14 protein-coding genes are annotated in these 19,357 nt (G+C 69.1%); 6 read left to right on the top strand and 8 right to left on the bottom strand.

The annotated features are described in order from the left end of the window. Positions 1 to 8 precede the first annotated feature (8 nt). Positions 9 to 3,854 carry a replicative DNA helicase gene (locus tag ABUW04_RS13760; RefSeq protein WP_380564731.1) on the bottom strand — a complete coding sequence of 1,282 codons (3,846 nt, stop codon included), beginning with the start codon at positions 3,852 to 3,854 and terminating at the stop codon, positions 9 to 11. Between the two features lie 760 nt (positions 3,855 to 4,614). Here ABUW04_RS13760 and ABUW04_RS13755 point away from each other — a divergent pair. After that, positions 4,615 to 5,973: an MATE family efflux transporter gene (locus ABUW04_RS13755; RefSeq protein WP_380564730.1), complete on the top strand. Its 1,359-nt coding sequence runs from the start codon at positions 4,615 to 4,617 to the stop codon at positions 5,971 to 5,973. Positions 5,974 to 6,035: 62 nt separating this feature from the next. Here ABUW04_RS13755 and ABUW04_RS13750 read toward each other — a convergent pair whose 3' ends face one another. The 5 genes from ABUW04_RS13750 to rpsF all read right to left on the bottom strand — a co-directional run bounded on the left by ABUW04_RS13750 (position 6,036) and on the right by rpsF (position 9,316). Then, positions 6,036 to 7,202 carry a GNAT family N-acetyltransferase gene (locus tag ABUW04_RS13750; RefSeq protein ID WP_380564729.1) on the bottom strand — a complete coding sequence of 389 codons (1,167 nt, stop codon included), beginning with the start codon at positions 7,200 to 7,202 and terminating at the stop codon, positions 6,036 to 6,038. Positions 7,203 to 7,439: 237 nt separating this feature from the next. Continuing rightward, positions 7,440 to 7,886: a 50S ribosomal protein L9 gene (gene rplI, locus ABUW04_RS13745; protein WP_030254748.1), complete on the bottom strand. Its 447-nt coding sequence runs from the start codon at positions 7,884 to 7,886 to the stop codon at positions 7,440 to 7,442. 19 nt (positions 7,887 to 7,905) lie between these two features. Then, positions 7,906 to 8,142 carry a 30S ribosomal protein S18 gene (rpsR, locus tag ABUW04_RS13740; RefSeq protein WP_030254746.1) on the bottom strand — a complete coding sequence of 79 codons (237 nt, stop codon included), beginning with the start codon at positions 8,140 to 8,142 and terminating at the stop codon, positions 7,906 to 7,908. Between the two features lie 139 nt (positions 8,143 to 8,281). Then, on the bottom strand, positions 8,282 to 8,890 hold the full coding sequence (locus ABUW04_RS13735) for a single-stranded DNA-binding protein (RefSeq protein ID WP_030254744.1): 609 nt from the start codon (positions 8,888 to 8,890) through the stop codon (positions 8,282 to 8,284). A gap of 135 nt (positions 8,891 to 9,025) precedes the next feature. Continuing rightward, positions 9,026 to 9,316: a 30S ribosomal protein S6 gene (gene rpsF / locus ABUW04_RS13730; RefSeq protein ID WP_030254742.1), complete on the bottom strand. Its 291-nt coding sequence runs from the start codon at positions 9,314 to 9,316 to the stop codon at positions 9,026 to 9,028. Between the two features lie 369 nt (positions 9,317 to 9,685). On the opposite strand from rpsF, the gene ABUW04_RS13725 reads away from it, so the two are divergent. The 3 genes from ABUW04_RS13725 (at position 9,686) to ABUW04_RS13715 (ending at position 12,380) form a co-directional block, all read left to right on the top strand. Then, positions 9,686 to 10,048, top strand: coding sequence for a hypothetical protein (locus tag ABUW04_RS13725; RefSeq protein ID WP_380522860.1), 363 nt, complete (start codon positions 9,686 to 9,688; stop codon positions 10,046 to 10,048). A 126-nt stretch (positions 10,049 to 10,174) separates the two neighbouring features. Continuing rightward, positions 10,175 to 11,293: a lipid II:glycine glycyltransferase FemX gene (locus ABUW04_RS13720; protein ID WP_030254738.1), complete on the top strand. Its 1,119-nt coding sequence runs from the start codon at positions 10,175 to 10,177 to the stop codon at positions 11,291 to 11,293. Between the two features lie 52 nt (positions 11,294 to 11,345). Further along, positions 11,346 to 12,380: an alanine racemase gene (locus ABUW04_RS13715; protein ID WP_030254735.1), complete on the top strand. Its 1,035-nt coding sequence runs from the start codon at positions 11,346 to 11,348 to the stop codon at positions 12,378 to 12,380. A gap of 225 nt (positions 12,381 to 12,605) precedes the next feature. On the opposite strand, the gene ABUW04_RS13710 is transcribed toward ABUW04_RS13715, so the two are convergent. Beyond that, the gene (locus ABUW04_RS13710; protein WP_051725388.1) at positions 12,606 to 14,060 is read right to left on the bottom strand and encodes a glycosyltransferase family 87 protein; all 1,455 of its coding nucleotides are present in this window, start codon (positions 14,058 to 14,060) and stop codon (positions 12,606 to 12,608) included. Positions 14,061 to 14,340: 280 nt separating this feature from the next. After that, complete coding sequence (locus ABUW04_RS13705) at positions 14,341 to 16,992, bottom strand: transglycosylase domain-containing protein (protein WP_380564728.1); 2,652 nt, start codon at positions 16,990 to 16,992, stop codon at positions 14,341 to 14,343. 465 nt (positions 16,993 to 17,457) lie between these two features. Between ABUW04_RS13705 and ABUW04_RS13700 the strand changes: the two genes are divergently transcribed. Both ABUW04_RS13700 and ABUW04_RS13695 read left to right on the top strand, forming a co-directional pair. Continuing rightward, positions 17,458 to 18,117 carry a PadR family transcriptional regulator gene (locus ABUW04_RS13700; protein ID WP_030254727.1) on the top strand — a complete coding sequence of 220 codons (660 nt, stop codon included), beginning with the start codon at positions 17,458 to 17,460 and terminating at the stop codon, positions 18,115 to 18,117. A 95-nt stretch (positions 18,118 to 18,212) separates the two neighbouring features. Beyond that, positions 18,213 to 19,295 carry an inositol-3-phosphate synthase gene (locus tag ABUW04_RS13695; RefSeq protein WP_030254724.1) on the top strand — a complete coding sequence of 361 codons (1,083 nt, stop codon included), beginning with the start codon at positions 18,213 to 18,215 and terminating at the stop codon, positions 19,293 to 19,295. The last annotated feature ends 62 nt before the right edge of the window (positions 19,296 to 19,357 follow it).

The following is a 19,357-nucleotide window of genomic DNA, read 5'->3' as shown; positions in this document are numbered from 1 at the left end:
CGGCTCGCTCAGCTCTGGGCCATGTCCACGAAGCGGGAGTAGTGGCCCTGGAAGGCCACCGTGATCGTCGCCGTGGGCCCGTTGCGGTGCTTGGCCACGATCAGGTCGGCTTCACCGGCACGCGGTGACTCCTTCTCGTAGGCGTCCTCACGGTGCAACAGGATGACCATGTCGGCGTCCTGCTCAATGCTGTTGTGCAGGACCGTGCCATTGGCGATGAAGTTGTGCGTTCCGAGCACCGTGGCGTCGAACACCGGCCGGTCGCCGATACTCTCCACTTCGACAATCGAATCCCACAACACGTCACTCGTTGCGAGCAGATCGAGTTCCGCATCCTGGAGAATCTCCGCCACCTGGTGAAGCCGACTGCGGCTCGGTGCGGCACGGTAGATCGTGGAGCCGCAGTAGGCCGTACCCAGTTGCTCCTGGAACGCACGGGTGGTGACAACCCGCTCCTTCATCGCTGCCCTGACCCGGTCCCATACCTGCACGGGGACGGTGTCGAGATTCGTGTTGGCGACAACCGCCGCCAGGCGGTGCAGTGCCTTGTTGACCTGCACCGCGCGTGCGCCGTGCACACCGATGTCGTGCAGGAACCGCCGCTGATCGGTTACTCCGCTGACATCCACGGTCCATCCTGGGCGGCCCTTGGTGTTTCCGACCCTTCTCAACCGCGACTGGATCTCGCACCGCAGCAGGAGCTGCTGAAGGTCCCGTGCCAGCCGCTCTGACGTCGTCGCGTAGTAGACCCTGACTGCTCCTGCGTTGGAGACAGTCACCGAGCCGTCCGTGGCCCACAGGTGACGCAGGAACAACCGCACCTGGTCATCTGGAAGGCCGAAAACCGCACCCGGCAGGAACTTCTCGTACGACCGCTTCCCGTACAGGCCGAACCGGTCCAACCAGGCAGCGATGGGATTGCGTCGTCCGCGGGCGAGGCTGTACGGAGCAGGCAGGTAGGTGTGCCACCAGTTCTCCTGCGCCTCACGGCGGGGGGTGACGCCGAAGTGCGCCGCTGCCAGCTCCACCGCGTCCAGGTTGGCCTCGTCGTTGCTGGTGTAGTGGATGGGCTGGCGGGGAGCCATGCATCCGTCGCCGATCAGGTGCGCCAGCATGACCACCTCGGCCTCAGGCCATGCGGTGGTGTTCTCCGGGGTTCCGATCCTCCGGGGGACCGCCACTCGGTCGCCCATCAGCAGGTCGCCGAGCGGCTTCCAGCCGTCATACGTGAGGAACGGGTGGTTCGCCGTCGCCTCCACCTCCCTGCCCGATGCGAGCCGCACCCGGAACACTTCCTTCGTCCCACTCGGGAAGGCATGCGTGAGCGTCCGGCTGACCAGCTTCATCCGCTCGTCCACCGACCACACCGGGACGTCTCGCGCCCCGGACTCCATCAGCTCGCCGATCGTCACCTCCGCACCGGTGTCGGCCCGCAGCAACCGCGTCCCCGCCGTCACGCATCCCGACTCACGGAGGTCGGAGACCATCGGCCTCTTGTCCGTCCGCTGTTCAGGACCACGGTTCAGCTGCGACAGCGCGATGACCGGGAGTTCCAGCTCCTTGGCGAGCAGCTTGAGGTTTCGCGACATCTCGGAGACCTCCTGCTGCCGGCTCTCGGGCCGTCGCGAGCCGCCGTTCTGCATCAGCTGGAGGTAGTCGATCACCACCAGCCGCAGGTCGTTGCGCTGCTTGAGGCGGCGGCACTTGGCCCGGATCTCCATCATCGACAGATTGGGGGAGTCGTCGATGTAGAGCGGAGAATCGTTCAACTCCGGCATCCGCCGCGCCAGTCGGGTCCAGTCCTCGTCGGTCATGTTCCCGGACCGCATGTGGTGCAGCGCGACCCGGGCCTCCGCCGAGAGCAGACGCATGGCGATCTCGTTGCGCCCCATTTCCAGGGAGAAGAAAACGCTCGGAATCTTGTGCTTCACCGAACAGGATCGGGCGAAGTCCAGGGCCAGCGTGGAGTTGTGAACGACGATGTCGTTGGCGACGAAGTTGTGCGTACCGTCCACAGTGAGGTCGTAGACCTCGGCTTCTCCGTCCGGGAGCACGGATTCGACCCGGTCCCACTGGACATCGGAGGTGGCGATGTCCGCCAGCATCTGGGAGTCCAGCGCCTTCGCAAGCTCCAGCAGCCGGTGGCGACTGACCTGCTGTCCGACATGCCAGTTGTGCGTCCGGGACCGCCCTGTGCGGGCGCTGATCTCGGCCCAGCTGCGGTCACCCTTCTCGGCCTTGATCAGGTCCCAGACCTCGGCGGGGATCAGGTCCAGATTGGGCTGCCCCACACGCTCGCCGCAGGCCGCCAGAACTTCTGCGACCTGACGCTCCTTCGAGAAGATGCCGACCCGCGCCGCGAACGTGCGGATCTGGTCGATGTCATGGATGAGGACCTGGAACGCAACCCGCCGCTCGCCCTGGTAGGCGACGGTACGGCGGACCACCTTGGCCACGATGCCGAGGCGGAGAAGGAGGTGGGCGACATCGTCGGCCAGCTGCTTGCTGACGGAGCAGTAGCCGATCTGCGGCTGGTTGCCCGGCCTGGACACCGAGGCCCAGCCGTCAGTGGCGTAGAGGCGGGACAGAAAGAGCGCGATCTGGTGCTCAGGGAGCCGGAAGAAGACCTCGGGAACGAACTTGGTGTGGCTGCTCGCCCCCATCAGGCCCCATTCCGACAGCCGGGCCGTCAGCGGATTCTGCCCCAGCGTCGCGGCGGAGAAGCCCAGCCGGGAGGGGTGCTCGTGCTCGTCGACACCGAGGAGGGAGCAGTCTGCGTCACGGCATCCCTTGGGCACAGCCTGATGTACCCGAAGCAGGGAGTCCTTCGCCCATCGCGCGGCATCCGCGCGGATCGCTTCGGAGTAGGCGGTCAACTGCGGTGTGGCGCTCGTCAGGGAGCCGTCTCCCAGAAGGTAGCCCGTCAGCGCCACCAGCGAACTGGGCAACTCGACCGAAGGCAGACACGGCAGGGACCGAGGCACCGCGATCCGATCCCCTGGACGCAGTTCCTCCAGGGGAACCCAACCGCGCAGTGAGCGGAAGGGATGGTTCGCCGTGGCCGCGATGGACCGGCCGAGCTGGGTCGTCAGTTTGAAGGTCGCCCGGCGACCGTTCGGGATGAAGTCGGACGGCCTGATCGGGGCCAACTTCCAGTCATCCCGAAGGGTGTGCACGGTCAGCCGCTCACCGGCCTGCCCTCGCCGTACGAAATCCTCGACCGTAATGCGCTCGCCGCTGTCAGCCTCAACAAGGATTGTCGTGGATGCGACACACTTTCCCATCGCGGGCCTCGCCGCGACGACGATCATCTGGCCCGGGTGCAGGCCGTTGGTGAGTGAGTCCAGGTCGGCGAAGCCGGTGGGGACGCCGGACATCTGGCCGCTGCGGGAGCCGATGGACTCGATCTCGTCGAGGGCGCCCTCCATGATGTCGCCGAGCGGGGCGTAGTCCTCGTTGGTGCGCTGCTCGGTGACGGCGTAGATCTCGGCCTGGGCGGCGTTGACGATCTCGTCGACGTCGCCCTCGGCGGCGTAGCCCATCTGCGCGATGCGGGTGCCCGCCTCGACCAGCCGGCGCAGCACCGCGCGCTCGTGGACGATCTCGGCGTAGTACTCGGCGTTGGCGGCCGTGGGGACCGAGTTGACCAGGGTGTGCAGGTAGGAGGGGCCGCCGACGCGGGTGATCTCGCCGCGCTTGACCAGCTCGCTGGCGACGGTGATCGGGTCGGCCGGTTCGCCGCGTGCGTAGAGGTCGAGGATGGCGCTGTGGATCAGCTCGTGCGCGGGTCGGTAGTAGTCGACCGGCTTCAGCACCTCGACGACGTCGGCGATCGCGTCCTTGGACAGCAGCATGCCGCCCAGCACCGACTGCTCGGCGGCCAGGTCCTGCGGGGGCACCCGCTCGTAGCCGGCCGAGTCGCCGCGCGAGTCGCCCTTGCCGCCGCCGGCGTTGTCGTAGGAAGAACGGTCCGCCTGGTTGCCGCCGCTGGCCCTTCCGCCACCGCCGCCACCGGGGCCGCTGCCGCCGGAGCCGCCCTTCCCCTTGAACGGCAGCCGGTCGCCCGGACCCTCGCTCGGGGGCGGCGGCCACTCCTCGTCCGGGGGCGGCACCTCGTCGTGGTCGTCGTACGGCACGTCGCTCACCGGGCACCTCCGCCGGAGGCCCCTTCGCGTCCCTGCTCCATGCCGCGCCTCCTGGTCGTTCCGCCCCGTACCCGTCCGCCCCGCCGTCACTCTCTTCTATACGGCACCCCACTGACACCGGAGCACCTGCACCCCCTGCGGCGCGTCGGCGGAACGCTCACGCTAAGGGGGGATCAGCCCATCGGCCAAGATGGTTATCCACAGGCCATGTGGATGACGGGCCCCGGACTGTGGAGAACCGACCCCAAGCTGTGCACGGCTCGGGGGACAACCTGTGGATAACCCGAAGATCTTTCCACCGTCAACTCGCTGACCTGGAATAACACCCATCACCTCCTGTGCAGGAGAAAAATTTCACACGGAGCATGAAGATCACGACCAGGGGTGCCCGAACCGCTACGCGGAGCACGCGCGTGTAATACTCAAAATACGCGTGCACACATTACCTGTGGATGACTACGGTAGGACCATGCGACCGACCTCCCCCGCCCTCCCCCAGCCGCCGGTCCGCCGGACCAGGCACGACCGGGAGATCCTGGCCCTGGCGGTGCCGGCCTTCGGCGCCCTCATCGCCGAACCGCTGTTCCTGATGGCGGACTCCGCCATCGTCGGCCACCTCGGCACCGCCCAGCTGGCCGGCCTCGGGGTGGCCGCCTCGCTGCTCTCCACCCTGGTGGGGGTCTTCGTCTTCCTCGCCTACGCCACCACGGCGGCCGTCGCCCGCCGGATCGGCTCCGGCGACCGCCCCGCCGCGGTGCGGCAGGGCATCGACGGCATCTGGCTCGCGGTCTTCCTGTCCGTCCCGGTCGTCGCCCTGGCCGTGGGCCTGGCCCCGGCGGTGATCCGGCTCTTCGGCGCCTCCGCCACCGCCACCCCCTACGCCGTCGACTACCTGCGGATCAGCGCCCTCGGCATCCCGGCCATGCTGATCGTCATGGCCGCCACCGGCGTGCTGCGCGGCCTCCAGGACACCCGTACCCCGCTGGCCGTGGCGGTGGCCGGCTTCACCGTCAACCTGCTGCTCAACCTGGGCCTGGTCTACGGCGCCGGGCTGGGCATCGCCGGCTCCGCCCTGGGCACGGTGATCGCCCAGTGGGGCATGGCCGCCACCTATCTCGCCGTCGTGGTCCGCGGCGCACGCCGGCTGGGACTGCTCAGCACCCGCGCCGACCTGCGGCCCGACCTGCCAGGCATCCGGGCCTGCGCCACCGCGGGGGCGCCGCTGCTGGTCCGCACCCTCAGCCTGCGGGCCATCCTGCTGATCGCCACCGCGGTCGCGGCCAGGCTCGGCAACACCGCGATGGCCTCCCAGCAGATCGCCATGTCGCTGTGGAACTTCCTGGCCTTCGCGCTGGACGCGATCGCCATCGCCGGACAGGCCATCATCGGCCGCTACCTGGGCGCCGACGACACCGGCGGCGCCCGTGCGGCGACCCGGCGGATGGTGGAGTGGGGGATCGGCACCGGCGTCCTGCTGGGGGCGCTGCTGCTGCTCGCGCGCCCCCTCTATCTGCCGCTGTTCACCGACGATCCCGCGGTCAAGCAGCAGTTGGGCACCGTCCTGCTGATCGCCGCGGCCACCCAGCCGCTGTGCGGTGTGGTCTTCGTGCTGGACGGCGTGCTGATGGGCGCGGGCGACGGGCCCTACCTGGCCTGGGCCATGCTGGGCACGCTGGCGGCGTACGCCCCGGTCGCGCTGACCCTCGGCAGCAGCAGCCTGGTGGCGCTCTGGGGCGCCATCGCCCTGTGCATGGCCGTCCGACTGCTGTTCCTGGCCCTGCGCGCCCGCACCGGCGCCTGGCTGGTCACCGGAGCGGTACGAGCCTGAGCGGTACGAGCCTGAGCAGTGCGGGGCCCCTGGGCCCCGGACCGGCAAGGGCCCGAGCGGCCTCAGCGCAGCCGCCGCTCGTAGAAGGCCGTCCCGTGCAGCGGCCGCCCGCCCATCCCCCGGTACGGCGCCTCCGCGGCCCGGTCCCCCTCCGGGACCCGGTAGCCGCGCAGGGTCCGGTAGCCCGCCTCCCCCAGCGCCCGGTACAGCTCCCGCGCCAACAGGGTGAGGTAGCCGCGCCCCTGCCACTGCGGCAGGGTGCCCGAGGCGACCAGCGCGGCCTGGTCCGGGTGGTCGCCCCGCCAGGCCGCCGCGCGCAGCGCCAGCCGCTGCCGCTGCGAGGGCCGGCCCCGGGTGGCCACCAGGAACGGCGACACGTCCGGGACGGCCAGCAGGAAGGCCACCGGCTCGCCGGCCCTGGTGAGGTACAGCGGCAGCCGCTCGTCCAGCACCCGGCTCAGCCCGGCGGCCCGCTCGGCGAAGTCCGCCGCGGAGACCTCGGTCCGCTGCTCGACCTGCTCCGCCGAGGCGTTGAGGATGTGCCGCAGCGCCGGCAGCACCCGTCGCAGCGAGCGCCGGCTCCCCCGGTGCACCCGCAGCTCCTCGTCCTGCATCCGCTGCTCGTCGACCACGAAGGCCTTCTCCGGGCGGAGCCGCCCGGGGTCGTCCAGCCCCTCGCAGATCCAGGTCCGCCCGGGCCAGCGCCGGGTGAAGCCCAACCGCTCGTAGGCGGTCGGGTAGTAGGGCGGGCTCCAGCCGCCCCCGCTGAAGCCGCGCTCGTCGAAGCCGGATACCAGCACCCCGGGGGACTGGTCCGGCAGCAGTTCCACCGGGCCGAGCAGCAGGTCGCAGCCGCTGACGGTGCCCGCCTGCTCGGCCAGGTCCAGCAGTTCCTTGGCCGGGTCGGCGCCGTCCACCACCAGCGCCGGATCGCTGCGCGCGTCGGCGAACTCGGTCAGCCCGAACAGCTGGACCTGCCGGCCGACCCGGGCGTCCAGCGCGCTGTTGCGGTGCAGGCAGGTGCGGCCCACCACCCGGCCGCGGCAGTCGCGGGCCAGGTAGAGGTCGACCGGACCGTAGCGGCGCTGCGGTCCGGTCCCCTCGTACCAGGCCCTGATCCGGCGTTCCGGGACGGGCACGTAGTGGGACCGCGGATGGAGGCGCAGCGGCAGTTCGCAGAACTCCCGCAGTGACGCCTGGTCGGTCACCTTGGTGACCTCGATGGCCATGACCTCTCCCTGATAAGTTACCGGTCAGTACCACTTCATCGTGCGCGCCGCCGGGGAGCCTGGAATCCGTGCGGTTACTCAGGCCGCTACTCAAAACCGGTACTCAGAACCCCGCCGTCCGCTTCTGAGTACGCACCTTCTCAGTACGCGCCGGAACGCCGGAAAGGCCGGTCCCCCGTGAGGGGGACCGGCCTTTCCGAGGGCCCGGCCGAACGGCAGGGCCCGGCACCGCTTGCGTCAGGCAGCGACCACGTTGACGTTGATCTTGGCGACCACGTCGGAGTGCAGCTTGACGGTGACCTGGTGGGCACCGGTGGTCTTGATCGGCGAGCCGATCTCGACGCGGCGCTTGTCGACCAGCGGGCCGTCGACGGCCTTGATGGCCTCGACGACGTCGCCCGGGGTCACCGAGCCGAAGAGCCGGCCCGCGTCGCCCGCACGCACGGCGAGCTTCACGGAGACGGCCTCGAGCTTGGCCTTGACCTCGTTGGCCTGCTCCAGGGTCTGGATCTCGTGGATCTTGCGGGCGCGACGGATCGCGTCCACGTCCTTCTGGCCGCCCTTGGTCCAGCGGATGGCGAAGCCACGCGGGACCAGGTAGTTGCGGGCGTATCCGTCCTTGACCTCGACGATGTCGCCGGCGGTACCGAGGCCGGAGACCTCGTTCGTGAGGATGATCTTCATTGTTCGGTCACCCTCCTATTCAGCGAGCGGTCGAGGTGTAGGGCAGCAGAGCGACCTCGCGGCTGTTCTTCACAGCCGTGGCCACGTCGCGCTGGTGCTGGGTGCAGTTGCCGGTGACCCGGCGGGCGCGGATCTTCCCACGGTCGGAGATGAACTTGCGAAGCAGGTTCGTGTCCTTGTAGTCGACGTAGGTGATCTTGTCCTTGCAGAAAACGCAAACCTTCTTCTTCGGCTTGCGTACAGGCGGCTTCGCCATCATGTACTCCAACTGGTGTTCACGATCCGGTCGTTGCCCTCGCGATTGCGAGGACGACGCCCGGGTCGCACGGGATCAAGTCTGAGCGGGCCCCGCCCCGGAGGGAGCGGCCCAGCACACTGCTGTCGTCCGATGAGGACTAGAACGGGGGCTCGTCCGAGAAGCCGCCGCCGGCCGGGGCACCCCAGCCGCCGCCGTTGCCGCCGGACTGCTGTCCGCCGCCCGCCGGGGCGCTGGACGCCCAGGGGTCGTCGGACGGAGCGGACTGGCCGCCGCCGGAGTTCTGCGAACCCCAGCCACCGCCGTTGCCGCCCTGCTGGCCGCCGAAGCCACCGCCGCCGCCGTTGCCGCCGCCGAAGCCACCGCCGCCCTGACCGCCGGTCCGCTGGGCCTTGGTGACCTTCGCGGTGGCGGAGCGCAGCGACGGGCCGACCTCGTCGACCTCGACCTCGTAGACGGTGCGCTTCTCACCCTCCTTGGTGTCGTACGTACGCTGACGCAGACGACCCTGGACGATGACGCGCATGCCGCGCTGAAGCGACTCCGCGCAGTTCTCCGCCGGCTGACGCCAGACGTTGCACGTGAGGAAGAGGCTCTCGCCGTCCTTCCACTCGTTCGTCTGACGGTCGAAGGTGCGGGGGGTTGACGCGAGGCGGAACTTCGCGACGGCCGCACCCGACGGCGTGAAACGCAGCTCGGGGTCGTCGACGAGGTTGCCGACGAGGGTGATGACGGTCTCGCCTGCCATGGTGGTTTACGACCTCTCGGTGGGAGCGGTTCCGTTCAGTGCAGTGCTCACCGCGCCGGCCGTACGGACGGCCGTGCGGTGCAGTGCCTCATTGCTCCGGGGACTGCTCCCCGGAACGGGGCACTTGGAGAAACCTCAGTGGGTGTCCGGGCGGAGCACCTTGGTGCGGAGGACCTGCTCGCTCAGGTTGAGCTGCCGGTCGAGCTCCTTGACGACCGCAGGCTCAGCCTTGAGGTCGATCACCGAGTAGATGCCCTCGGACTTCTTGTTGATCTCGTACGACAGGCGACGACGGCCCCAGGTGTCGACCTTCTCCACGTTGCCGCCGCCGGTGCGGACGACATTGAGGAAGTTCTCGATCAGGGGGGAGACAGCGCGCTCCTCGACATCGGGGTCGAGGATCACCATGACCTCGTAATGACGCATGTGGAACCCACCTCCTCTGGACTCAGCGGCCACGGTCTTTCCGTGGCAGGAGGGTTTTTGAACGCGTCGCAACAGTAGTGGTCGGCACTGACAACGAGGCGGAGAACCGCAACGACACTGGGGAGAGGGCGTCGGAGACCGACGGAATCCCACCAGGATCAGCGCACGGGTCGCGGCTGAAAGCCGCGCCACACCGGTGCAGACGGTCCAGCCTACAGGCACCCGAATGGGGTCTTGAAATCCACCCCCGAATCGCCGCAATCTGTATACATCGGGTAGGGGGCGCGCTACAGTGCGCCATCCTCATCCGTGGCCGTACGGCCGCTCCAGGCCGACGGCTCCGGCAACCTCCCCAAGGAGGCGGGTCCCATGGCACATTCGATCGGTCCCTCACAGCCGCAGCAGAGCCAACCGTCCTCTTCGCTGCCCTCGCTCGCGCCGATGTCCCCGTACGGGCCCGGCTCACGGCTGCACGCCGGCGACGGCAAGGCGCATCCGTTGGCGGACACCCTGGCCGGGGTCACCCTGATCCTGGCCGCCATCGCCATCGCCACCTGCATGTTCCGCAGCCTGCACCTGGTCGCCTCGTGGACCGGCCTGGCCGGCATCGTCACCGCGGCCTGGGGCCAGTACATCTCCGTCACCACCAAGGAGCGCTTCGTGCTGGTCTGCGCCGGGGTCGCCGCCGCGGCGGGCTTCGGCATCGGCCTGGCGCACGGCGGGCTCTACTGACCGCACCGGCACGCCGCCTTCGGCCGGAACCGGCCGAAGGCTCTCAGCAGCGTCCCTATGGGGGTGCCCCACCTGGGCAGTAGGCTTCGCGATTGACGCGAACTGAAGCCCGAGGAGCACCCCCATATGAGCCTGCGCCTGAGGACCATCAGCCGGGAGGAGCACCTGGCCTTCATCAGGAGCCTGCCTTCCGCGAGCCATATGCAGGTCCCCTCCTGGGGTGATGTGAAGGCCGAGTGGCGCTCGGAGAGCATCGGCTGGTTCGACGACCGCGGCGCGGTGGTCGGCGCCGGCCTGGTGCTGTACCGGCAGATCCCGAAGGTCAAGCGCTACCTGGCCTACCTGCCCGAGGGCCCGGTCATCGACTGGTTCGACCCGAACCTGGACCGCTGGCTCCAGCCGATGCTGGACCACCTCAAGTCGCAGGGCGCCTTCACCGTGAAGATGGGCCCGCCGGTGATAATCCGCCGCTGGCAGGCCGAGACGATCAAGAGCGCCATCGCCGGCAAGGAGGCCAAGCGGCTCCGCGACGTCGAGGCCGACTGGTACGAGCCGCGGGCCATCGACACCGCCGACCGGCTGCGCCGGATGGGCTGGCAGCAGGGCGAGGACGGCGGCGCCGGGTTCGGCGACGTCCAGCCCCGCTACGTCTACCAGGTGCCGCTGGCCAACCGCTCGCTGGACGACGTCCTCAAGGGCTTCAACCAGCTGTGGCGCCGCAACATCAAGAAGGCCGAGAAGGCCGGCGTCGAGATCGTCCAGGGCGGCTACGACGACCTGCCGGTGTTCCACCAGCTCTATCTGGAGACCGCCGAGCGCGACCAGTTCATCCCGCGCCCGCTCTCCTACTTCCAGCGCCAGTGGAAGGCGCTGACCGCCGAGGACCCCAACCGGATGCGGCTGTACCTGGCCTACCACGAGGGTGACGCGCTGGCCGGGACCACCATGATCACCGTCGGCGAGCACGTCTGGTACTCCTACGGCGCCTCCACCGTGCACAAGCGCGAGGTCCAGCCCAACAACGCGATCCAGTGGCGGATGATGCGCGACGCCTACGCGCTCGGCGCCACCGTCTACGACCTGCGTGGCATCAGCGACACCCTGGACGAGAGCGACCACCTGTTCGGGCTGATCCGGTTCAAGGTCGGCACCGGCGGCCAGGCCGCGGAGTACCTGGGCGAGTGGGACTTCCCGCTCAACAAGCTGCTGCACAAGGCGCTCGACATGTACATGAACCGTCGCTGACGGTCCGTTCCCCGCTCGAATCCCTGTCTCCCCGGAAGGTACCCTCCACCCCATGGCGCTCTCTCTGTACGTGGACACCCCCCGCTGGCGTGCCCACCAGCGCTCCGTCGTGGACGCCTTCCCCGGGCTGGTCCCGGTCGCCAAGGGCAACGGCTACGGCTTCCGCAACGTCCGGCTGGCCGAGGAGGCCGCCCGGATGGGCGCCGACGTGCTGGCGGTCGGCACCGCCTACGAGGCATCCGAGCTCAAGGACTGGTTCGGCAAGGACCTGATCGTGCTGACCCCGTACCGGATCCGCGAGGACACGGTGCCGCTGCCGCAGCGGGTGATCCGCACCGTGGGCACCATCGAGGGCGTGCGCGGGCTGGTCGGCGGTCGGGTGATCATCGAGTGCATGACCAGCATGCGGCGGCACGGGGTCACCCCCGAGGACCTGCCCAAGCTGCGCGCGGCCGTCGACGACGTCCGGGTCGAGGGCTTCGCCGTCCACCTGCCGATGGACCGGCCCGAGGGGGTCGACCCGCTGGCCGAGACCGCGCAGTGGGTGGACCGGCTGCGGGCGGCCGGGCTGCCGCTGCGGCGGATGTTCGTCAGCCACCTCCGCAAGGAGGAGGTCGCCGAACTGGCGCGCCGCTACCCGGACGTGCACTTCCGGCCCAGGATCGGCACCCAGCTGTGGCTGGGCGACCACGGCGCGATGGACAGCCGCGGCACCGTCATGGATGTGCACCCGCTGGTCAAGGGCGACCGCTTCGGCTACCGCCAGCACCGGGCGGCCGGCGACGGCCATCTGCTGGTGGTCGCCGGCGGCACCGCCCACGGGGTGGGCCTGGAGGCCCCGAAGAACCTCTCCGGCCTCACCCCGCGCGCCAAGAGCCTGGCCCGGGCCGGCCTGGCCACCCTGAACCGCACGGCCTCCCCGTTCAGCTGGAACGGCACCAAGGTCGCCTTCGCCGAGCCGCCGCACATGCAGGTCTCGCTGCTGTGGCTGCCGGGCGAGGTCCAGCCCCCGCAGGTGGGCGACGAGTTGAAGGCGACCCTGCGGCACACCACGACGCTCTTCGACCGGATCGTCGACCAGGCCTGAACGCCCCCGCCTGAACGCCCCCGCCGGGACCCCTACCGGGTGAGACCGGTGCGGACTCAGCGGGTTCATCCGATCGGGTCGCTGCCCGAATTGTTCCCGACCGATCGTACGGCCGTACGCCTCAACTGGTGCTTTCTCACGCCGGGTTGACGTAACACGAACCGCCCCTGTGGACAACTTGTTGTCCACAGGGGCGGGGTGAGTTATCCACAGGAGTGCCTGTGCTCAATCCGGCACGGTGTCCGGGTACTTGACCGCCCCGCCGTGCTTCGCCGACTTCGACGTCTTGGCGAAGATGTCAACTGCCCTGTCCAGAACGCCACCTGACGGATCGTCACTGCCGTCCCAGCGCACCGAGTCGTACTCCGGCATGAGGATGTCGCGGATGACCATGACGCACAGGTAGAGCGTCCCCAGGATGTGGACAACGATCGCCCCGTGGTACCAGTCCGTGGGCAGCCCCTTCTGGGCGGAGCTGGAGGTGTAGGCGAAGTTGTACCAAATAGCAAGGAAGTACAGGACCTCGCAGACCTGCCAGACCAGGAAGTCGCGCCAGCGCGGCCGGGCCAGCGCCGCCAGCGGCAGCAGCCAGAGCACGTACTGCGGCGAGTAGACCTTGTTGGTGAGCGTGAACGCCGCGATGATCAGGAACGCCAGCTGGGCGAAGCGCGGCCGGCGCGGGGCCGCCAGTGCCAGCCAGGCGATACCGAGGCAGCACAGCGCCAGCAGCATCGTGATCACCGTGTTGACGGTGTTGACGGACCAGTTGATGACCCCGTTCTGGCTGAGGATCAGCCAGAACGAGCCGTAGTCGATGGTCCTGGTCTGGCTGAAGACGTAGAAGGTGGCCCAGCCCTTGAAGTTGAGCAGCATGAACGGCAGGTCCACGACCAGCCAGGCGGCCGTGGCGGCGGCCAGCGTCTGGCCGAAGGCACGCATCCGCCCGGCCCGCCAGCACAGCACCAGCAGCGGGCCGAGCAGGAACACCGGGTAGAGCTTGGCGGCGGTGGCCAGGCCGATGAAGACGCCGGCCCACACCGTGCGGCGGCCGGCCCACAGGGCCATGCCGACGGCGGTGAGCGCGACCGCGAGCAGGTCCCAGTTGATCGTCGAGTCCAGCGCCAGCACCGGCGCCAGGGCGAACAGCAGCGCGTCCCAGGGGCGGCGGCGGTGGGTGCGCATCACCGCGATCACCGCGATCACCGCGCAGACCATCAGCATCCCGGCGTTCAGCAGCCAGAAGACCTGCTCGCGGTGGACGTCCCCGCCGCCCGAGGGGGTCAGCCAGGCGGCCAGCCACATGAACAGGCCGGTGAGGACCGGGTACTCCAGGTACTGCATGTCGGGACTGGGGTTGGGGATCTTGTCCAGGTAGGGGATGTTCCCGATGGAGAAGCCGCGCAGCGTGAACAGGTGCGGGATGTCGCTGTAGCAGGCGTGGTCGTACTGGGCGGTCGCCCCGTAGAACCAGCCGGTGTTGTAGCAGGGGATCTTCTGCACCATCCCGAGGGCGAAGACCACGATGGTGCAGATCGCCAGCACCCGGGCCGCCGTCCACCAGCCGACGCCCAGCAGGGCGCGCCGCCCCGGTGCCCCGCCGAACAGCTCGCTCCCGGCGGCCGCGACCGGGTCCTCGTCGGCGGGCACCACGACGGTGTCCTCGGGCGGCGGTGCGGGCATCGTCAGGGTGCCCCGCTCGGCCGCGCGCACGGGGGCGCTGTCGGGGGTGCTGTCCGGCTCGGGCGCCGCTGCCTCGTCACGCTCGCTCGACGTCATGCCGGACATCCTGCCGCACGTTCCTGTCCCCGCACCGGGCACCCGGCAGTTGGGCCCCGGCCGGGGCCCGGAACGGGCTAACTGTCCACTTTTCCGGGACAGGTCCGCCGGAAAACGCCGCCGGCCCCGGTCCGGACCACCGGGGGGGTGCCGACCGGGGCCGGGAGGAGGGCCGCAGGACCGGTCAGCCGCCGAAGATCGACGAGTTCGACGAGCTGGCTGATGCCGAGTGGCTCGCCTTGGTGCGCGTCGCACTGGCCGAGGCCGAAGCCGAGGCCGAGGTCGACCCGCCGCCGGTGCAGCCGAAGTCGAACGCACCGCAGGTGTCCGTCGCGGTCGCGCTGGCCGAGAGCGAGGCCGTCGGCGACAGCGAGACCCTCGGCGTCGGGCTCGGCGACAGCGCCGACGGCTGGCTGGCCGAGGCACTGGCGGAGGCGCTCGCGGAGGCGGACGGGGAGGGTGCCCCCGACTCGTTGGCGCCCTTGCCCAGCTTGGGAGCGGCCGGGAAGTCGACCGTCGGGGTGCCGTTCAGGGCCGCCTCCATGAAGTTCAGCCAGGCGGTGGCGGGCAGCGCCCCACCGAAGAACTTGCCGGTGCCGGAGTCGCCGGTGCCCTCCATGCTCTCCAGGGTCGGGTTCTTGGGGTTCTCACGGAACATGGTGACCGCCGTGGCCAGCTGCGGGGTGTAGCCGATGAACCAGGCCGACTTGAACTCGTCGGTGGTACCGGTCTTGCCGGCCACCGGGCGGCCCAGCGCCTTCACGCTGGTGGCGGTGCCCTTCTGGACGACCTCCTGCAGCATGCTGTTGATGGTGTTGGCGGTGTCGGCCGACATCACCGACGCCGACTTGGGCTTGGACATCACCGGCTGGTCGGCGGTGGCCGCCCCGTTCATGGTGACCTTGGTGACCGAGTAGGGGTCGTGGTAGACCCCGCCGTCGGCGAAGGTCGCGTAGACGTTGGCCATCCGGATGGCGCTCGGGGTGGAGGTGCCGATGTAGAAACCGGGGGTGTCGGGGGCGAAGATGCTGCTGGACAGCCCCAGGCTGCTGGCCATCGAGGTGACGTTGCTGTAGCCGACGTACTCGCCGAGCTGGACGAACGGGGTGTTGATCGAGTTGTCCATCGCGGTCCGCAGGGTGACGTACCCCGGCATGTCGGTGTTGTCGTTCTGCTGGTGCAGCAGGCCGTCCGGCGACTTGTCCTTGGGATCGGTGTCGGTGATCAGCGTGCCCTGCTGGTTCCTGATGGTGATGCCGTTGTCACCGTTGAACTTGCTGTCCGGGGTGATCGCCGAGTAGGTGGTCCCGGGTGTCAGCATCGCGCCCTTCTCCAGGGCGGTCGCCATCACGATCGGCTTGAAGGTCGAGCCCACCGGGACACCGGAGGAGTTGGCGTTGTTGACGAAGTGGCCCTTGTCCATGCCCGGACCGCCGTAGAGCGCCACCACCGCGCCGGTGGCCGGATCGACCGCGGCCGAACCGGTCTGCACGTCGGTGTCGTACTTGGGCCGCTTCTTCGGGTCGATGTGGTCCTTCGTCATCTTGTCGACGGCGGCGGACATCTCCTGCACCTTCTTCTTGTCGAAGGTGGTGTAGACCCGGTAGCCGCCGGAGGCGAAGTTGGCGTCGGTCAGCTTGGGAGTGGTGTGCTCCTCGACGTAGTTCTGCGCCGTCTGCACCAGGTAGCCGACCTGGCCGGTCAGCGTGGCGTTCTGGGCCCAGGCCTTCGGCGTGGGGAACTGGGCCGGGGTGTAGGTGGCCCGCTCGGCCGCGGTGATCCAGCCGTTCTTGGCCATCCGGTCCAGCACGTAGCTCCAGCGCTGCACCGCGGCGGCCTTGACCTTGGGGTCGCTGGTGACGTCCTGGTAGTAGCTGGGCTGGTTGACCGTGGCGGCGATGAAGGCGCCCTGGGAGACGTTCAGCTGCGAGGCGTGGATGCCGTAGTAGGCCTCGGCCGCGGCCTCGATGCCGTTGGCGCCCCGGCCGTAGTAGTTGCTGTTGAGGTAGCCCTCCAGCACTTCACTCTTGGTGTAGTGGCCGTTCCCGATCTTGATCGAGATCATGATCTCGCTGAACTTGCGGGAGACGGTCTGCTGGGAGTTGGACAGGATGCTGGTCTTCACCCACTGCTGGGTGATGGTCGACCCGGACTGGATCTGGCCACCGGTCACCATGTTCTTGACCGCGCGCAGGATGCTGGTGGCGTCGATGCCCGAGTTGGTCATGAAGGTCTCGTCCTCGGCCGCCATGAAGTCGTCCTGGACCTTCACCGGGACGTCCTGCAGCGAGACGTTCTGGCGGTTGACCGTGCCGGTGGTCGCCATCACCGAGCCGTCGGCCCAGTAGAAGATGTTGTTCTGCTGCTGGGTGGTGGGGTTGATCGGGGGGACCGTGGTGTTGGCGTAGGCGTAGCCCACCACGCCCACGGAGACCGCGAAGAACAGCAGGGCGCCGCTGAGCAGTTGCTTGAACGAGGGCACCCAGTGCATGACCCCGGTCTTGCCCCAGCGCGGGTAGTCGATGAAACGCTTCGGCCGGGGCCCGGTGGGGGCTGCCGCGGCCTTGCGGCCCCCCTTGCCCTGGGCTGCCTTGCGCATCTCGGCGCGGGTCAGCCTGGGCTGCTGGCCGGTCATGCCGTTGCGCGCGGTCTGGCCCTGCGGGCGAGCGGTCCGGCGCGGCGCGGTCGGAGCCGGCCCCGAGCCGTTGCCGCTCTGCGTCCGGCCCTGCGGCTGCCCCTGCGGCTGGCCGCCTCTGGCGGGCGGCGGCGGCTGCGGGCCGCGCCGCCCGGAAGGGGCACCGTCCGGATTCGACTGTTTGCGCCGATGTTCGCTCATGCTTCCAGCTGCTCCTCGAACAGGCCGCGCGGCCTGAAGGCGGTGGTCCACTTCCGATTCGTCGCGGCCCGGCCGGCCTGCGCGCGAGTCCCCCGGGGCACCGACCGGGTCGGCCGTACGGCACCGGGGGCGGCGGCGCCCCAGCTGTCACTTCGGTTCCCGGCTTCCTGCATAGCCGACAGAGTACGCAGGCGTTCAAGGCGGTTAAACGGGCAGTCCCCACGATTCGGGGCAAACTGCCCGCAGATACTTACGAAAGCCTCAGCGCTTCCCCACCCGGAACGCACCGTGGAGCGATAGCCAGGAGCCCCGGAGGACCCGCCCGAGGACCCGCCGGAACACCCGCTGTGATCACCTTCACCGAGTCGCCTCTTGCTCGAACGGCAGTTGCGGCCTATCGTCTCGATGTATCGACTCGATACATCGGGACGGCATAGCAGCAGCGACGGAGAGGTGAGGGACAGCGTGAGCAGGCGCTCCGGCATCCTTGAGTTCGCCGTCCTCGGGCTGCTGCACGACGCCCCGATGCACGGCTACGAACTGCGCAAACGCCTGAACGTGCTGCTTGGTTCCTTCCGTGCCTTCTCCTACGGCACGCTCTACCCGTGCCTGAAGGGGCTCGTCGCCCAGGGCTTCCTGGTCGAGGACAACCCCGGTACCGAGTACATCCCGGCCACCGCGCTCAACGGCAAGCGGTCGAAGATCGTCTATCGGCTCACCCCGGAGGGCAAGCAGCGCTTCGAGGAGCTGCTCGCCGACTCCGGTCCCGACGCCTGGGAGGACGAGCACTTCGGCGTCCACTTCGCCTTCTTCGGTCAGACCGACCGGGCCGTGCGGATGCGGGTCCTGGAGGGCCGCCGCAGCCGCCTGGAGGAGCGGATGGAGCGGATGCGCACCTCGCTGGCGCGCACCCGGGAGCGGCTCGACGGCTACACCCTCGAACTCCAGCGCCACGGCCTGGAGTCGGTGGAGCGCGAGGTCCGCTGGCTCAACGAGCTCATCGAGACCGAACGCGCCAACCGCAACGGCGGGACGGCCCCACAGATTTCGGACGGCAGGGAACGGCCGGCAGGCAATGCCGCACCGCCCCCCGACCGCCCGGTGCGTTCCCCAGAGGAGCGCTGACCCCGGAGCGGACCGGGTTGACGGGTGGCACTGCATGTACCGCCGAAGTACCGCACTGAAGTTTTCCAAATCGATCACAACAGGGAGCAGCCGAAATGAGTTCGGTTCGCGTAGCCATCGTAGGTGTGGGCAACTGCGCCGCCTCGCTTGTCCAGGGCGTCGAGTACTACAAGGACGCCGACCCGAACAGCCGCGTGCCGGGCCTGATGCACGTGCAGTTCGGTGACTACCACGTCCGCGACGTCGAGTTCGTCGCCGCGTTCGACGTGGACGCCAAGAAGGTCGGCCTCGACCTCGCCGACGCCATCGGCGCCAGTGAGAACAACACCATCAAGATCTGTGATGTGCCGACCACCGGTGTCCAGGTCCTGCGCGGCCCGACCAACGACGGCCTCGGCAAGTACTACCGCGAGACCATCGAGGAGTCCTCCGAGGAGCCCGTCGACGTCGTTCAGGTCCTGAAGGACCGCCAGGTCGACGTGCTGGTCTGCTACCTCCCGGTCGGTTCGGAGATCGCGGCCAAGCACTACGCCCAGTGCGCCATCGACGCCAAGGTCGCCTTCGTCAACGCCCTCCCGGTCTTCATCGCCGGCACCAAGGAGTGGGCCGACAAGTTCACCGAGGCGGGCGTCCCGATCGTCGGCGACGACATCAAGTCCCAGGTCGGTGCCACCATCACGCACCGCGTGATGGCGAAGCTCTTCGAGGACCGCGGTGTCCTGCTGGAGCGCACCATGCAGCTGAACGTCGGCGGCAACATGGACTTCAAGAACATGCTGGAGCGCGACCGGCTGGAGTCCAAGAAGATCTCCAAGACGCAGGCCGTCACCTCGCAGATCGTGGACCGCGACCTGGGCGCCAAGAACGTCCACATCGGCCCGTCCGACTACGTGGCCTGGCTGGACGACCGCAAGTGGGCGTACGTCCGCCTCGAGGGCCGTGCCTTCGGCGACGTGCCGCTGAACCTGGAGTACAAGCTCGAGGTCTGGGACTCCCCGAACTCGGCCGGTGTCATCATCGACGCCGTGCGTGCGGCGAAGATCGCCAAGGACCGCGGCATCGGCGGCCCGATCCTCTCCGCGTCCAGCTACCTGATGAAGAGCCCGCCGGTCCAGTACTTCGACGACGAGGCCCGCGACAACGTCGAGAAGTTCATCCGCGGCGAGGTCGAGCGCTGAGCGCTCGCCGCTGAGTGCCAGCACTGAACCCGGCACCACGCCCTGCGGGCGGTCCTCTCGTT

The sequence above is a fragment of the Streptacidiphilus jeojiensis genome, assembly GCF_042510965.1.
In the GTDB taxonomy this organism is placed as follows: domain Bacteria; phylum Actinomycetota; class Actinomycetes; order Streptomycetales; family Streptomycetaceae; genus Streptacidiphilus; species Streptacidiphilus jeojiensis.
Note: the sequence above shows the minus strand (reverse complement) of the source record. Positions and strands in the feature narration are given on the sequence as shown.

Excerpts from the sequence above, each read along its gene's own strand:
- rpsF (WP_030254742.1), bottom strand. The coding sequence starts at position 9,316 with ATGCGTCATTACGAGGTCATGGTGATCCTCGACCCCGATGTCGAGGAG.
- ABUW04_RS13760 (WP_380564731.1), bottom strand. The coding sequence starts at position 3,854 with ATGCTGCTGTCCAAGGACGCGATCGCCGACGTCGTCGAGGTGCTGAAG.
- ABUW04_RS13705 (WP_380564728.1), bottom strand. The coding sequence starts at position 16,992 with ATGAGCGAACATCGGCGCAAACAGTCGAATCCGGACGGTGCCCCTTCC.
- ABUW04_RS13710 (WP_051725388.1), bottom strand. The coding sequence starts at position 14,060 with ATGCCCGCACCGCCGCCCGAGGACACCGTCGTGGTGCCCGCCGACGAG.
- ABUW04_RS13750 (WP_380564729.1), bottom strand. The coding sequence starts at position 7,202 with ATGGCCATCGAGGTCACCAAGGTGACCGACCAGGCGTCACTGCGGGAG.
- ABUW04_RS13720 (WP_030254738.1), top strand. The coding sequence starts at position 10,175 with ATGAGCCTGCGCCTGAGGACCATCAGCCGGGAGGAGCACCTGGCCTTC.
- rpsR (WP_030254746.1), bottom strand. The coding sequence starts at position 8,142 with ATGGCGAAGCCGCCTGTACGCAAGCCGAAGAAGAAGGTTTGCGTTTTC.
- ABUW04_RS13715 (WP_030254735.1), top strand. The coding sequence starts at position 11,346 with ATGGCGCTCTCTCTGTACGTGGACACCCCCCGCTGGCGTGCCCACCAG.
- ABUW04_RS13755 (WP_380564730.1), top strand. The coding sequence starts at position 4,615 with ATGCGACCGACCTCCCCCGCCCTCCCCCAGCCGCCGGTCCGCCGGACC.
- ABUW04_RS13725 (WP_380522860.1), top strand. The coding sequence starts at position 9,686 with ATGGCACATTCGATCGGTCCCTCACAGCCGCAGCAGAGCCAACCGTCC.
- ABUW04_RS13735 (WP_030254744.1), bottom strand. The coding sequence starts at position 8,890 with ATGGCAGGCGAGACCGTCATCACCCTCGTCGGCAACCTCGTCGACGAC.
- ABUW04_RS13695 (WP_030254724.1), top strand. The coding sequence starts at position 18,213 with ATGAGTTCGGTTCGCGTAGCCATCGTAGGTGTGGGCAACTGCGCCGCC.
- rplI (WP_030254748.1), bottom strand. The coding sequence starts at position 7,886 with ATGAAGATCATCCTCACGAACGAGGTCTCCGGCCTCGGTACCGCCGGC.